Origin of the sequence: Embleya sp. NPDC127516 (assembly GCF_044765325.1) — a bacterium.
Classification (GTDB): Bacteria; Actinomycetota; Actinomycetes; order Streptomycetales; family Streptomycetaceae; genus Embleya.
In genome coordinates this window covers 1-15502 of sequence record NZ_JBIWJT010000052.1, presented here as the reverse complement: position 1 = coordinate 15502, position 15502 = coordinate 1, and the positions used below count along the sequence as shown (strand labels likewise).

General features: G+C 71.3%; 11 protein-coding genes. 10 read left to right on the top strand and 1 reads right to left on the bottom strand.

Features of this window, described 5'->3' with window-relative positions; genetic code table 11:
• Window positions 1-538 precede the first annotated feature (538 nt).
• The gene (locus ACIRL2_RS48645; protein WP_395873788.1) at window positions 539-2362 is read right to left on the bottom strand and encodes a glycoside hydrolase family 15 protein; all 1824 of its coding nucleotides are present in this window, start codon (window positions 2360-2362) and stop codon (window positions 539-541) included.
• A gap of 707 nt (window positions 2363-3069) precedes the next feature.
• On the opposite strand from ACIRL2_RS48645, the gene ACIRL2_RS48640 reads away from it, so the two are divergent.
• The 10 genes from ACIRL2_RS48640 to ACIRL2_RS48595 all read left to right on the top strand — a co-directional run bounded on the left by ACIRL2_RS48640 (window position 3070) and on the right by ACIRL2_RS48595 (window position 15323).
• Window positions 3070-4746 (top strand): CTP synthase, encoded by a 1677-nt coding sequence (locus ACIRL2_RS48640; protein WP_395873813.1) that lies wholly within the window; start codon window positions 3070-3072, stop codon window positions 4744-4746.
• A 275-nt stretch (window positions 4747-5021) separates the two neighbouring features.
• Complete coding sequence (locus tag ACIRL2_RS48635; protein ID WP_395873789.1) at window positions 5022-5663, top strand: NUDIX domain-containing protein; 642 nt, start codon at window positions 5022-5024, stop codon at window positions 5661-5663.
• Window positions 5664-5851: 188 nt separating this feature from the next.
• Window positions 5852-7972: a tetratricopeptide repeat protein gene (locus ACIRL2_RS48630; protein ID WP_395873790.1), complete on the top strand. Its 2121-nt coding sequence runs from the start codon at window positions 5852-5854 to the stop codon at window positions 7970-7972.
• 200 nt (window positions 7973-8172) lie between these two features.
• Entirely contained in the window at window positions 8173-9288 is a 1116-nt protein-coding gene (gene ald / locus ACIRL2_RS48625; RefSeq protein WP_395873791.1) for an alanine dehydrogenase, read from the top strand.
• A gap of 335 nt (window positions 9289-9623) precedes the next feature.
• Window positions 9624-10523 carry a tyrosine recombinase gene (locus ACIRL2_RS48620; protein WP_402241777.1) on the top strand — a complete coding sequence of 300 codons (900 nt, stop codon included), beginning with the start codon at window positions 9624-9626 and terminating at the stop codon, window positions 10521-10523.
• Between the two features lie 354 nt (window positions 10524-10877).
• Window positions 10878-11852: a ParA family protein gene (locus ACIRL2_RS48615; protein ID WP_020555592.1), complete on the top strand. Its 975-nt coding sequence runs from the start codon at window positions 10878-10880 to the stop codon at window positions 11850-11852.
• Window positions 11837-12400: a hypothetical protein gene (locus tag ACIRL2_RS48610; RefSeq protein ID WP_395873793.1), complete on the top strand. Its 564-nt coding sequence runs from the start codon at window positions 11837-11839 to the stop codon at window positions 12398-12400. The genes ACIRL2_RS48615 and ACIRL2_RS48610 overlap by 16 nt, the downstream gene beginning before the upstream one ends.
• A gap of 132 nt (window positions 12401-12532) precedes the next feature.
• Window positions 12533-13567 (top strand): segregation and condensation protein A, encoded by a 1035-nt coding sequence (locus ACIRL2_RS48605; RefSeq protein WP_402241774.1) that lies wholly within the window; start codon window positions 12533-12535, stop codon window positions 13565-13567.
• Window positions 13568-13713: 146 nt separating this feature from the next.
• Window positions 13714-14337 carry an SMC-Scp complex subunit ScpB gene (gene scpB, locus ACIRL2_RS48600; protein ID WP_402241833.1) on the top strand — a complete coding sequence of 208 codons (624 nt, stop codon included), beginning with the start codon at window positions 13714-13716 and terminating at the stop codon, window positions 14335-14337.
• Window positions 14337-15323 (top strand): pseudouridine synthase, encoded by a 987-nt coding sequence (locus ACIRL2_RS48595; protein WP_395873795.1) that lies wholly within the window; start codon window positions 14337-14339, stop codon window positions 15321-15323. The genes scpB and ACIRL2_RS48595 overlap by 1 nt, the downstream gene beginning before the upstream one ends.
• Window positions 15324-15502: the final 179 nt, after the last annotated feature.

The following is a 15502-nucleotide window of genomic DNA, read 5'->3' as shown; positions in this document are numbered from 1 at the left end:
CCTCGCCGTCCCGCGACCATCACACCGGAGCCGCGGCCCGCACCGAGCGCCGCGCCGGCGCGCGGCGCACCGGGACGGGTCGCGGTCACGCCACCGGTGCCGTGACCGGGGGGGCCGGCCCGCCCGGCCGCCGCGCACCCTCCGTCGGTCCGCCCGCCCGCTCAGCCGATCCCTTGTCGATCCGGCCCACGCGAAGCGGCGACCGGCCGCGTCGGGGTAGGTGCGCTCGACCGCGTCGCGCAGCAGGGATCGTTGCCGGACCCACTCCGGGCAGCGGGCGGGGTGATCGCCGGCAGGTCGCCGGGCGCCGGGGGTGAGCGCGCGCCGCCGCCGGCCCCGGGGCAGGAACGGCAACGACAAGACGGGCGACGAGCCGGTCGGCTCGTCGCCCGTCGCTGCGGTCCTGGAGCGTGCGCGGGTCATGGCGTCCGAAGGAACCACCCGGAAACCGATGCGCACACCTGCACGCAGTGCCCACCGGACCCGCCCGGGCCGCTCGCTCCCGGCTTCGTGCCGTGCCTCTCCCGCGCCCGCGTGCTCAGTCCTGGTCGGTCGCCGTCTCGGCGCGCATCGTCGCGGTCAGCCGCAGGGCCGTGTCGATCAGTGGCACGTGACTGAATGCCTGGGGGAAGTTGCCCACCTGGCGTTGGAGTCGGGGGTCCCACTCCTCGGCGAGCAGGCCCAGGTCGTTGCGCAGCGCGAGCAGGCGCTCGAACAACTCGCGCGCCTCCTCGACCCGGCCGATCATCGCCAGGTCGTCGGCCAGCCAGAACGAGCAGGCCAGGAACGCCCCTTCGTCGCCGGGCAGACCGTCCAGGCCGACGCTGGTGCCGTTGGTCGGGTAGCGGCGCACGAAGCCGTCCTCGGTCAGCTCGCGCTGGATCGCCTCGATCGTGCCGATCACCCGCTTGTCCTCCGGCGGCAGGAAGCCCACCTGCGGGATCAGCAGGAGCGACGCGTCCAGCTCGGTCGAGCCGTAGTACTGGGTGAAGGTGTTGCGGTCCACGTCGTACCCGTAGGCGCACACCTCGCGGTGGATCTCCTCGCGCACGCCCCGCAGGTGCTCGAGCATCTTCTCGGTGTCCGAGGCCATCGGCTCGTCCACGAGCATCCGGATCGTGCGGTCCACCGCGACCCAGGCCATCACCTTGGAGTGCACGAAGTGCCGGCGCGGCCCGCGCACCTCCCAGATGCCCTCGTCCGGGTCGCGCCAGTGCTGCTCCATGTAGTCCATCAGCTTGAGCTGGAGCGCGTGCGCGTGGTCGTTGCCCTCCATGCCGGAGACCCGGCCCAGGTGCAGCGCGTCGACCACCTCGCCGTAGACGTCGAGCTGGAACTGCTCGGCGGCGGCGTTGCCGATCCGGACCGGGTGCGAGCCCTCGTAGCCCGGCAGCCAGGTCGCCTCGTACTCGGTCAGCCGGCGCTCGCCGCCCACGCCGTACATGATCTGCAGGTTCTCCGGGTCGCCCGCGACCGCCCGCAGCAGCCACTCGCGCCACGCCTTGGCCTCGTCCACGAAACCGGTCTTCAGCAGCGCGCCCAGCGTCATCGCCGCGTCCCGCAGCCACGTGTAGCGGTAGTCCCAGTTGCGCACCCCGCCCACGTCCTCGGGCAGCGACGTGGTCGGCGCCGCGACGATCCCGCCGGTCGGCGCGTACGTGAGCGCCTTGAGCGTGATCAGCGAGCGCACCACCGGCTCGCGCCACGGCCCCTTGTAGGTGCAGCGGGTCATCCAGTCGGTCCAGAACCTCTCGGTGTCCGCCAGCGCCGCGAGCGCGTCGGTGGGCAGCGGGCCCTCGACGTGCGAGGGATGCCACGTGAGGGTGAAGGTGACCCGGTCGCCCTCGCCGAGGGTGACGTCCGAATAGGTGGTCAGACCCCGCCCGTAGGTCTCGGTGTCACTGGCGAACCACACCGCGTCGGGGCCGGCCACCGCGACGGTGCGCCCGTCCGCCTCGCGCCGCACCCAGGGCACGACCTTGCCGTAGTGGAACCGCATGCGCAGCTCCGAGCGGACCGGCACGCGGCCCGACACCCCCTCCACGATCCGTACCACCACGGGCGCGCCGACCAGCGCGTCCGCCGGAGGCATGAAATCGATCACCCGAATGGTCCCCCGCGGGGTCTCCCATTCCGATTCGAGGATCAGCGAGTCGCCGCGATACCGCCGGCGTGTCGCGGGCCCGCCGGAGAGCGGGGCGACCCGCCACGAGCCGTGTTCCTCGGTGCCGAGCAGGCCGGCGAACACGGCGGGCGAATCGAAGCGGGGGAGGCAGAGCCAATCCATGGAACCGTCGCGGCCCACGAGAGCGGCGGTCTGCATGTCCCCGATGAGGGCGTAGTCCTCGATGCGGCTGGTCACGGGCAACGCTTTCCGTTCCTGGTCGTCCTGTTGATGCCGGTCGTCCTGGTTGTGCGTATTGCGAGTCGGTCGGCGCGTGCTGCGTCCCGGCTCGTACTGCGCGCGGCGGGGGTCCGGCGGAATGTGGTGCGGAGAACCGCGTTGTGCTGCGTTCGGTGATGTGGAGAACCGTGTTGTGCTGCGCTTGTGCTTACCGCGTCGCCGACCGGCATGTTCTGATCAGCGGTTGATCGATTCATTCCAGAGTGCACCACGCGCGCGTGATCGACCGCCGAAACGGTGGTCGGATCGACCGGTACTCCCGAAATGTCGTCCCGTCGGGATCCGGGGGACGTCACCCGTCGCGCGCGTGAGGTTCCGCTGCGCGCGGGCGACGGCGAGCGGAGAAACGCTCGCGCGCCGTCTGCGTAGCATAGTGCGCCGTCGGCGCTGAAACGTGCCCGCGAGCGCCGACCCGATCGTTGACTCTGTGTCGAATCCGACTCGGCCGATCCGTCGGTATGTGCCCGGATTCTCCCGTGCGTTGTCACTCTGGGCAATCGCCGTATGGTGTCGCAGTTGTTCCGCACCGGGTGCGGGACCTCGACGCCCGACGCTGTTAGGCTGGTATCCCGTGGACTTGGTGGGACTGTTCCGGGCCCGCATCGGCCCAGCAGCGTCCCCTTCGAAATCCCCTCGATCGCAACCACGGGAGCCCCTCCTTGGCAGTGCCTCAGACGCCCAGTCGCACCCGGCAGGCGAAGCACCTTTTCGTCACCGGAGGCGTCGCCTCCTCGCTCGGCAAGGGGCTCACCGCGTCGAGCCTCGGAGCGCTCCTCAAGGCGCGCGGCCTGCGGGTCACGATGCAAAAGCTCGACCCCTACCTGAACGTCGACCCCGGGACGATGAACCCGTTCCAGCACGGCGAGGTGTTCGTCACCAACGACGGCGCCGAGACCGACCTGGACGTCGGCCACTACGAGCGCTTCCTCGACGTCGACCTGCACGGCTCGGCCAATGTGACGACCGGTCAGGTCTACTCGACGGTCATCGCCAAGGAGCGCCGCGGCGAGTACCTCGGTGACACCGTGCAGGTCATCCCGCACATCACCAACGAGATCAAGTCGCGGATCCGGGCCATGGCCGCGGACGACGTGGACATCGTGATCACCGAGGTCGGCGGCACCGTCGGCGACATCGAGTCGCTGCCCTTCCTCGAGTCGATCCGCCAGGTCCGGCACGAGGTCGGCCGGGACAACGTGTTCTTCCTGCACGTCTCGCTGCTGCCCTACATCGGCCCGTCGGGCGAGTTGAAGACCAAGCCGACCCAGCACTCGGTCGCCGCGCTGCGCAGCATCGGCATCCAGCCGGACGCGATCGTGCTGCGCGCGGACCGGGCCGTACCGCAGGACATCAAGCGCAAGATCTCGCTGATGTGCGACGTGGACGAGGAGGCCGTGGTCGCGGCCATCGACGCCCCCTCGATCTACGACATCCCCAAGGTGCTGCACTCCGAGGGCCTGGACGCGTACGTGGTGCGCCGGCTCGGGCTCAACTTCCGGGACGTGGACTGGACCCAGTGGGACGACCTGCTGCGCCGGGTGCACCAGCCCGAGCGCGAGGTCACCGTCGCGCTGGTGGGCAAGTACATCGACCTGCCGGACGCCTACCTCTCGGTCACCGAGGCGATCCGCGCGGGCGGCTTCGCGAACAACGTGCGCGCCAAGATCAAGTGGGTGACGTCGGACAACACCGCGACGCCCGAAGGCGCCGCGCGTGAACTCGGCGACTGCGACGCGGTGCTGGTCCCCGGCGGGTTCGGCGACCGGGGTGTCGAGGGCAAGGTGCAGGCGATCGCGTACGCGCGCGAGCACCGGATCCCGACCCTGGGCATCTGTCTGGGCCTTCAGTGCATGGTGATCGAGGCCGCGCGCAACCTGGCCGGCCTGGACGGCGCGAACTCGCTCGAGTTCGACCCCGAGGCAGCGCACCCGGTGGTGGCGACCATGGCCGACCAGCTCGACATCGTCGCGGGCCAGGGTGACCTGGGCGGCACGATGCGACTGGGCCTGTACACCGCGGACCTGGCCGAGGGCTCGATCGCCCGCGAGGTCTACGGCGCGCCCCAGTCCGAGGAGCGCCACCGGCACCGCTACGAGGTCAACAACGCCTACCGCGCCAGGTTGGAGGAGACCGGCCTGACCTTCTCCGGCCTCTCGCCCGACGGCCGGCTGGTGGAGTACGTGGAACTGCCGCGCGAGCAGCACCCGTACTTCATCGCCACCCAGGCCCACCCCGAGCTCAAGTCCCGCCCGACCCGCCCGCACCCGCTCTTCGCGGGCCTGGTCGCGGCGGCGGTACGGCGGATCAAGGGCGAGGACCGGGTCGCGGAGACCACCTCCTGAACACCGGGCGGCGCCGTGACCGGGAACCGGTACGCGCCGCCGGTCGCGGCAGCGGCGCCTGACCGGCGATCCGGCCCGATCGACAACCCCGAGAAGCCACCCGCCCCGATACCCGGGGCGGGTGGCTTCTCCGCCGGTGGCCTCCGACGCCGGACCGGCGGTGGACCGGCGCGACAAACCGCGGGCCGGGGCGCTCGGTGTGGCCGGGAGCGGCACTAGGCTGGCCGATCGGGACGGCGGTATCCGGCCGGCGGCAGCTTGAAGGGGAGCGCATCGTGAACGACCCGGGCACTCGGGCGAGGATCGTCGATACCGCCGAGGCGTGGCCCGTCGCGGAGAGCGAGACACCGTTCAAGGGGCGGGTCTGGTCGATGCGCAGCGATGTGGTCGAGATGCCGGACGGGAGCAGCGCGCGACGCGACTACCTGGACCATCCCGGGGCGGTGGGCGTGGTGGCGCTGGACGAGCAGGGGCGGCTGCTGGTGCTGCGCCAGTACCGGCACCCGGTGCGGCACAAATTGTGGGAGATTCCGGCGGGGCTGCTGGACGTGCCGGGGGAGAACCCGCTGCACGCGGCCGAGCGCGAGCTGTTCGAGGAGGCCCATCACGAGGCCGCCACGTGGAACGTGCTGGTGGACGTCTTCACCACACCCGGCTCCTCGGATGAGGCGATCCGGGTGTTCCTCGCGCGCGGGTTGTCCGAGTCGCGGGCCGAGCGGTTCGCGGCCGAGCACGAGGAGGCCGGGATGGAACTCTCCTGGCTTCCGCTGGACGAGGCGATCGCCGGGATTCTGGCGGGCGAACTGCACAACCCGATGCTGGTTTCCGGAGCGCTGGCGCTCTCGGCGGCGTTGGCCGGCGACGGGCTGGACGCGCTTCGGGCGGCGGACGCGCCCTGGCCCGCTCGGCCCTTTTGACGGGCCGCGGTCGCCGCCGGGTGGGCTCGGGATTTCCCGCCCACCGGCACACCCGTCGCGTCTGGGTCGAGAGGCCGCGGAATCAGCGCTACGGAATTAGCGCCGCGGGGTTGGCGAGTCGGGCCCTGTGGACCGGTGCGTGGTCGTAATCTGCGGGCTGGGTGTGGGTGAGACAGGGGGCGTCTGCGGTGGCTGTGACCGGGGAGTCCGGGGTCGGGTGCGCGACGGCCGAGGCGCTGGTTCCCGGAATGCGCGCGCCGGTTGAGGCGTTGCCCGCGATCGTGGACCAACTGCCCCCCGGAGGCCCCGACTTCGTCGGCCGCACCGACGAACTCGACACTCTCTACGGCTGGGTCACCGGTCCCGGCGCGGCGATCCCGGCCCAGTTGGCGCCGACCGACCCCGAGCACCCGGGCACCACCCGCACGGTCTGGCTGCCCCGGGACCGGGTGGTCGCGATCACCGGACCGGTCGGCGTGGGCCGGACCGAGTTCGCGGTACGACTGGCCCACCGGCTCGCGCCGCACTTCCCCGACGGTCGGCTCTACGCCCGCCTCACCGGGCCGCGCGGTGAGTTGATCCCGCCCGGCGACGTGCTCGAATCACTGCTGTACGCGCTCGGCACGGTCGGCATCCCCTCCGCGCACGAGGAGCGGATCCGGCTCTTTCGCGAGCACCTGGACGGCAAGCGTTTCCTGATCCTGCTCGAGGACGTGACCGGGACGGCGCAACTGCGCCCGCTGCTCCCGGAGAGTCCCACCGCGCTCGTGGTGCTCACCTCGGTGTCCCCGCTCACCGGGCTCGGCCGAGCCGCCGCGGTGCGCACGTGCGCGCTGGACATGCTGGACACCCGCGCCTCGGCCGAACTGCTCGGCAACCTGGCCGGGCACACCCGGGTCGCGTGCGATCCGCGCGCCGCGGACGAGTTGGCCGCGCTGTGCGACTTCCACCCGGCCGCGCTGCGGATGGCGGGTGCCTGGTTGCGGGCCCGGCCGCGGTACGCGATGGCCGACGTCGGGCGCCGGCTGCGGGCCGAGCGGTTGCGGTTGCACGAGCAGGCCGGCGACGACCTCGCGGTGCGCGCGTGCTTCTCGCTGATCCACCGCGAACTGGTGCCTTCCGCCGCGCGGCTGTTGCGGCTGCTCGCGCTGGTGCCCGGGCGCGAGTTCGGCGCGGACGCCGCCGCCGCGCTCGCCGACTGCGGTCCCGACGCGGCGACCCGCTCGCTGATCGAGTTGCGCGAGCTGCATCTGCTGGAGCAGGGCTCGGTGCCGGGACGGTTCCGCTTTCACGACTTGGTGCGCGGTTACGTACAGGAGCGCCTGGACGCGGAGGAGCGGCCCGGCGAGCGGCGCAACGCGCGGGTGCGCCTGCTCGACCGGTATGTACGGCTCGCCCGCTCGGCCGAGCGGGTCATCGTCGGCGTGGACGGCCCTGACCCGGGCGCCGACGTGCGCTTCGAGTCCGCCGACGAGGCGCGTGCCTGGCTGCGCGACGAGCGGCCGGAGCTGCTGGCCGCCGCCCGGGTCGCCGCGGCGGCCGGCCTGGACGCGGCCACCCGCCGACTGGTCTCGGTGCTCACCCGCCTGCTCGACCGGCGTGCGCACTGGAGCGACGTGCGCGAACTGCACGAACTCGCGCTGACCACCGCACGGCGGGCCGGCTCCGGTCGGCAGGAGGCGGTCGCGCTGCTCAATCTGGGCAATCTGCACGTCGCGCGCCAGGAACTGGAGGAGGCGCTGTCCTGCTACCGGGCGGCCCTGGAGGTGTCCCGCGGACTGGGCGACCCGGCCGGCGAGGGCCGCGCGATGGTCAACCTCGGCAACGCCTACGCCGACCTGGGCGATCTGCAACGCGCCGCGGACTGGTACGACCGCTCGTTGTTGCTGCGCCGCACCATCGGCGACGCGGCCGGCCAGGCCAGGGTGTTGTCCCACCTGGGCCGGCTGCACGCGCGGATGGGCCGGTTCGAACAGTCCGTCCGCGATCACCGGGCGGCCCTCGGAGTGCGCCGCCGGATCGGTGACCCCGCCGACATCGGCCGGGTGCTCACCGACATCGCGGCGGTTCTCGGCGAGGCGGGCCGGGTGCCGGAGGGGCTCGCGGTCTACCGGGACGCGATGGAGGCGTTCCGGGCGGCGGGCGACGAGCGCCTGGAGGCCCTCGCCCTGTTGCAAAGCGCCGAACTGGCGCTCGAGGCCGGCGACGTCCGGGACGCCCGATCGCGCCGCCGGCAGGCATTGGCCCTGCTCGTGGACGCGGGCGCGCCCGAGGCCGACGAGGTTCGTCGCCATCTGGGTGACGAATAGCCGCCTCGCGGGTACTCGCTCCGACCCATCCACTCGGGCGCAACCTACGAAATAGACAAGCGGTCGACCCCTCACTGCCACTTTGTAAGGTTGGCGGGGCGTTCCAACCGCATTAAGCTAGGGACACCACGAGGTAGGGCGTGCATTCGCATGCCCGGGCTCGCTGGTGCCCAACCCTCTGTCGACAGGACTTGATAGCCGTGAAGGTCGGTATCCCCCGCGAGGTCAAGAACCACGAGTACCGCGTGGCGATCACGCCCGCCGGCGTGCACGAGCTCGTGCGCAACGGTCACGAGGTCTACATCGAGCACGATGCGGGCGTCGGCTCGTCCATCCCGAACGAGGAGTACGTGGCCGCGGGGGCGACCATCCTCGCGACCGCGGACGACGTCTGGGCGACCGGTGACCTCATTCTGAAGGTCAAGGAGCCGATCGCCTCGGAGTTCGGTCGGCTGCGCAAGGACCAGACGCTGTTCACCTACCTGCACCTCGCCGCGGGTAAGGAGTGCACCGAGGCCCTGCTCAACGCCGGCACCACGTCCATCGCGTACGAGACGGTGCAGTTGCCGAACGGCGCGCTGCCGCTGCTCGCCCCGATGTCCGAGGTGGCCGGTCGACTCGCGCCGCAGGTCGGCTCGTACCACCTGATGGCGCAGGGCGGCGGTCGCGGCACCCTGATGGGTGGCGTCTCCGGTGTCTACGCCGCGAAGGTCGTCGTGATCGGCGCCGGCGTCTCGGGCATGAACGCGGCGGCGATCGCGCTCGGCATGCAGGCCGAGGTGCTTTTGCTGGACCGGAACATCCAGGCGCTGCGCGACGCGGACCGGATCTACCAGGGCCACCTGCAGACCGTCGCGTCCAACACGTACGAGATCGAGAAGGCCGTGCTGGACGCGGACCTGGTCATCGGCGCGGTGCTGATCCCGGGCGCGAAGGCCCCGAAGCTGATCACCAACGAGCTGGTGTCGCGGATGAAGCCGGGCTCGGTGCTCGTGGACATCGCGATCGACCAGGGTGGTTGCTTCGAGGACTCGCACGCCACGACGCACGACGACCCGGTGTACAAGGTGCACAACTCGATCTTCTACTGCGTCGCGAACATGCCGGGTGCGGTGCCGCACACCTCGACCTACGCGCTGACGAACGCGACGCTGCCGTACATCGTGCAGCTCGCGAACCGCGGGTGGCGGGATGCGGCGAAGGCGGATCGGGCGCTGGCGCTTGGCCTGTCGACGCACGAGGGTCTGCTTACGAACGCTGCGGTCGGCGAGGCGCTCGGCCTGCCGGCTGTGTCGTTGGATGACGTGCTGGGCTGACGCCTGGCTTTTGGCCTCAGGCGCCGGCCGGGCTGGGATTGGCCTCATGCGCCGGCCGGGCTGAGGTTGGCCTGGGCTACTTGTCCTCAAGCGCCGGACGGGCTGGAGTTGGCTTGCCCGGTGTTTGGGGGTGGCGGTCTCGTTAGTCCTCAAGCGCCGGACGGGCTGGAGTCGGCTTGCCCGGTGTTTGAGGGTGGCGGTCTCGTTAGTCCTCAGACACCGGGCGAGCTGGGTTGGCTTGTTTGGTGTTTGAGGTTTTTGTAGGCATTGCGTGCCGTGTACCCCCAAAGATGTGGGTGCGCGGCATGTGGTGTTTTGGGGGTCAGAATGGGGGCGTGGATGTGGTGGTCGGGGCCTATTTGGCCCATGTGACGGGTGAGTGTGGGGCGGCGCGGAACACGCTGCTCGCCTACCGGCGGGATTTGCGGCGTTACCTCTCCCATCTGGACGGGCGCGGGGTGGGTGCGCTCGCGCAGGTGCGGGCCGCGGACGTGACCGCGTTCGTCGCGGCGTTGCGCACCGCGGGGTCGGCCGAGGCGTCGGTGGTCCGGGCCGTGGTCGCGGTGCGCGGGTTGCACCGGTTCGCGCTGCGCGAGGGGTTGGTCCCGGTCGACGTGGCGCACGACGTGCGTCCGGGCGCGCCGCCGCCGCGGCGCACCGGAGCGCTGTCGGTCGAGCAGGTCGAGGCGCTGCTCGCCGCCGCCTCGACGGGTGCCGCGCCGTACGGGCACCGCGACCGCGCCCTGCTCGAACTCCTGTACGGCACCGGTGCGCGCGTCTCGGAGGCGGTCGGCGCGGATCTGCACGATCTGGACTTGGCCGCGCGGACCATCACCCTGGCCGGTCCCGGCGGCCGGCGTCGTGTCGTGCCGCTAGGCGCGCCGGCCCTGGAGGCGCTCGACACGTACCTGGTGCGCGCGCGTCCCGAACTCGCCGCCGCCGGGTGCGGCGTCACCGCCGTCTTTCTCAACGCGCGAGGCGGCGGATTGTCACGGCAGAGCGGCTGGGCCGTGCTCCGGGCCGCCGCCGCGCGGGCGGCGTTGACCGACCCCATCTCCCCGCACACGCTGCGGCGTTCGTTCGCCACACATTTGCTCGACGGTGGGGCCGATGTCCGGGTCGTCCAGGAACTCCTGGGTCATTCCTCGGTGTCCACGACCCGGGTCTACGGGCGCGAAACCCCCGACGGACGTCGTCATGTGTACGCAGGATCCCACCCCCGGGCGCTTGACTAGATCGCCTCACATGTTGCATGCGTCGGGCGGTTCGCCTTGCTGCGACCGTCCGCAACGCCATAGAGTCGCGATCCGTCGGCAAGGATTCAGGCTGACGAAGCAAGAAATGACCTGGTCGGCAAGGAGGTAAGACGACTTGTGAACGAGTCGACATTTGCTCCCGGGGGTGCCCAGCCAGGGGCGGCGCCGGGCCGTGCAGCGCCGACTACCTCTTCCTACGGGCCCGCCGACGGCCTGCAGGACCAGCAGGGGACGCGCACGGACAGCGCCGCCCAGGCGGGCCAGACCGCCCCGGCCGGCCAGGCCGGGCAAGACGGGCTCGATGGTCCGGACGCGCACGAGTACGCCTACGATATGTACTACTACGACGACGAGTTGCGCTACGCCGAGGAACTGCGTGGCGGACCGTTCGACCCCGACGCGGACTACGAACCGGATCCGGAGTACGCCGCGACACTCGCCCCCGACGCCGCCACGCAGCGGCGCGAGCGGGTCGGCCCGACCGGCCGCGCCCTTCCGTACTTCCCGATCCCGGCGCCCGTGAGCGAACACGGTCCCGCGAAGATCATCGCGATGTGCAACCAGAAGGGCGGCGTCGGCAAGACCACGTCGACCATCAACCTGGGTGCCGCGCTGGCCGAATACGGTCGTCGGGTCCTGCTCGTGGACTTCGACCCCCAGGGCGCGCTGTCGGTGGGCCTGGGCGTCAACCCCATGGAGCTCGAACTCACGGTCTACAACCTGCTGATGGAAAGTCACCTCAGCGCGGACGACGTCCTGCTGAAGACCATCATCCCGGGCATGGACCTGCTGCCCAGCAACATCGACTTGTCGGCGGCGGAGGTCCAGCTGGTCACCGAGGTGGCCCGTGAGACCACGCTCTCGCGCGCGATCCGGCCGCTGGTCAACGACTACGACTACATCATCATCGACTGCCAGCCCTCGCTCGGGCTGCTCACGGTCAACGCCCTCACCGCGGCGAACAGCGTCATCGTGCCGCTGGAATGCGAGTTCTTCGCACTGCGCGGGGTGGCGCTGCTGACCGAGACGATCGAGAAGGTGCACGAGCGGCTCAACCCCGACCTCGTGCTCGACGGCATCCTGGCGACGATGTACGACGTGCGCACCGTGCACGGCCGCGAGGTATTGGCCCGGGTCACCGAGGCGTTCGGCGACCAGGTCTTCCACACGGTGATCGGACGGACCGTCAGGTTCCCCGAGACCACCGTCGCGGGCGAACCGATCACCACCTACGCCTCCAACTCGGTGGGCGCGGCCGCCTATCGCCAACTGGCCAGGGAGGTGCTCGCCCGGTGTCGCGCCGAGTGAGTCTCCCGGGTGCCGACGAGCTGTTCCGGACCACCGGCGGCGCCATGCTGCGGCAACAACAGCAGCAGAGCGCCGGCGGGGAATCGGGAGAGCCGCGCGGCACCGTACCCGCGCAGGTTCCGCCGGTCGGGGCCAGTCCCGACAGCGCCGAGCGACACGAGTCGTCCGGTGCGGACGGTGGCTCCGGCGAGGTCGAACAGCACGCCGTGCAACACCCCGTGCCCGGCCGCCGTGAGGCGCCCACACCGTCGGGGGCGTCCTCGATGTCCGCCGCCGCGGGTGTCGACCCCAACGCGCGCCCGGCACACCGACGCACCCGTGCGCAGCGCCGACCGAGCGGGCGCGAGCGACACGACGAGAAGATCACGGTCTACGTGTCCGCCGAGGAACTGATGGACCTCGAGCACGCGCGCCTCAGCCTGCGCGGCGACTACGGCCTGGCCGTGGACCGCGGTCGGATAGTGCGTGAGGCCGTCGCGGTGGTCCTGGCCGACCTGGAGGCGCGCGGCGAGGCGAGCATTCTCGTCCGTCGGCTGCGTGGCTCTTAAGCGACATTCGAGCGAACCCCGCTTCGCGAAGTCTCGACGGACCCGCCGGTCCCCTGAGTGGCCCAATTCGGACCACCACCCGGCGGGTCCGTGCCGTTTCCCGCAGTCGCGGCCCGCACCATTGAGCGCACCATGTCCAACAGCAACGGTCCCGCCCCCACCCGACGCACGCTCGGGCGCGGCCCGGACCGGCCCGCCGTACCGGCCGAACGGGCCGTGCGGGCCGAGCCCGCCGCCGAGGCCGCACGCGCCGGCCGGGCCGGGCCCGGCGCGCCCGTCGGGTCGGGGTCCGCGTCGCGGCCCGAACCGCAGGCCCTCCCCGAGCCCGCCACACCGCCGCCCGCGGCGGACGACGACACCGGATTCCGGGTCAACCTGGCCAACTTCGAGGGCCCGTTCGACCTGCTCCTGGGCTTGATCGCCAAGCACAAGCTGGACGTCACCGAGGTCGCGTTGTCCCGGGTCACCGACGAGTTCATCGCGCACATCCGGGCCCAGGGCCCGGACTGGGACCTGGGCCAGGCCACCGAGTTCCTGCTGATCGCGGCGACCCTGCTGGACCTGAAGGCGGCCCGGCTGTTGCCGGTCGCCGAGGTCGAGGACGAGGAGGACCTGGCCCTGCTGGAGGCCCGGGACATACTGTTCGCGCGGCTGCTCCAATACCGGGCGTACAAGCAGATCGCGGGCATCCTGGAGCACCGCTGGGCCGAGGAGTCGCGCCGTCATCCGCGCGACGTGCCGCTGGAGCCGCGGTATCAGGGGTTGCTGCCCGAGGTGGTGATCACCACCTCGCTCGAGCGGTTCGCCCGGCTGGCGGCGAAGGCGATGACGCCCAAGGCGCCCAGGATCGTGTCGATCGAACACATCCACGTCCAGCGGGTGAGCGTGCGCGAGCAGGCGGCGATAGTGGTCGAGCGGCTGCGCCGGACCGGCAGCGCGACGTTCGCCGAACTGACCGCGGACGCGCCGGACACGCTGCACGTGGTCGCCCGGTTCCTGGTCCTGCTCGAACTCTTTCGCGAACTGGCGGTCGGGTTCGACCAGGTCGAGGCGCTGGGCGAGCTGACCGTGCGGTGGACGGCGGGCACGGACGAGGCGGTGGTGGTCGGGGACGGGTTCGACGAGTTCGACACGGTGTTGCGCGAGGGCGAGGAGGAGGACGCGTGAGCGGCGACCAGGGATATTGGATCGAGCCCGAGGACGAGGCCCCGGAGGCCGCCGTACCCGCCCCGCGGGCCGCGCGCGGCAAGACCCCGCCGCCCGCCCTCCCGGTGTCGGACAGCCCGCTTCCGGCGGCGCTGGAGGCCATCCTGATGGTGGTCCAGGAGCCGGTCTCCGAACATCTGCTCGCCGAGGTGCTCGATCGCCCGGTCGTCGAGGTGCTCGCCACACTGCGCACGTTGTCCCTGGAGTACACCGCCCAGGGCCGCGGCTTCGACCTGCGCGAGGTGGCCGGCGGCTGGCGGTTCTACAGCCGCCCCGAGCACGCCGCCGCCGTCGAGCGCTTCGTCCTGGACGGGCAGCAGTCCAGGCTGACCCAGGCCGCCCTGGAGACGCTCGCCGTGGTCGCCTACCGCCAGCCGGTCAGCCGCGGCCGGATCTCCTCGGTGCGCGGCGTCAACTGCGACGGCGTGATGCGCACGCTGCTCGCGCGCGGCCTGGTGGAGGAGTACGGCGTCGAATACGAGACCCAGGCCACGCTGTACCGCACGACCGAGTTCTTCCTGGAGCGGATGGGCCTGCGCTCGCTCGACGAGTTGCCGGAATTGGCCCCTTTCCTCCCCGAGATCGAGGCCCTGGAGGCGGAGGGCGAGGGGGTCCTGGACGGCTTCCCGGTACGCGCGGCGTCCCCGCTTGCGCGGAGCGGGGATACTGGGAGGGATACCGGGGCGGTGCACACCGACCCCGACGACGGCGAGACGACAACGGAAGTTTGATGGCACCCACCAACAGGCAAGGCTCCGGCGGCAACGACCGAGGCAACGAACGCTCGGTGAACAAGCGCGGGGGCACCGGGCGCGGCAGCAACACTCCGCAGCCCCGCCGGGTCGCCGACGACAATCGTCGAGGCGGCGCGGGTGGGCAGCCGAAGTCCGGCGCGGCGGGTGGCAAGGACCGCCGCCCGTCGGCGAGCACCGGTCGCCCGGACCGCCGTCCCACCACGATGCGCTCCAGTGAGCGCAACGAGCGCGAGAAGCAGGAGGGCGTCCGCCTCCAGAAGGTGATGGCGGACGCGGGCATCGGCAGCCGCCGGCACTGCGAGAACCTGATCGAGGCCGGCCGGGTCCAGGTCAACGACGAGCGGGTCACCGAGCAGGGCAAGCGGGTGGACCCGGACACGGTGGAGATCAAGGTCGACGGGATGCGCATCCCGACCCGCCCGGCGGAGACCTACATCGCGTTCAACAAGCCGACCGGCGTGGTGTCCACCATGTTCGACCCGGACGGCCGGTTCACCATCGCCGACTACATCACCGAGTTCGAGCAGCGCCTGTTCCACGTCGGCCGGTTGGACACCGAGACCGAGGGACTGATCCTGCTCACCAACCACGGTGAGCTGTCCAACCGCCTGACCCACCCCCGGTACGAGGTGCGCAAGACCTACCTCGCCTCGATCCAGGGCCCGATCCCGCGCGACCTGGGCAAGAAGCTCAAGGCCGGGGTCGAGTTGGAGGACGGCGTCGCGCGCGCCGACAGCTTCCGGATCGTGGACAGCGTCGGGAACAACTTCCTGGTCGAGGTGGTACTGCACGAGGGCCGCAAGCACATCGTCCGGCGCATGCTGGCCGAACTGGGCTTCCCGGTCGAGCGTCTGGTGCGCACGCAGTTCGGCCCGATCCAGTTGGGCGACCAGAAGCCGGGCCGCACCCGCCGGTTGTCCAACGACGAGATCGGCCTGCTCTTCCGCCAGGTCGACCTGTAGTCGAGGGCCCGCCGCATTCCGATGTCGGCGGCCAACTGCCTTGACGGCCGCGGGGGTTTCACATTAGAGTGGAAACAACCCCGCCCGTGTTGTTATAAGTGGGATTAGGTTTCGCCCGCCGGCGCGAATGTGGAAAGATGTAAACCCCCCCGGGGGGTTAGGGTGTTTGGCGAAAAAAA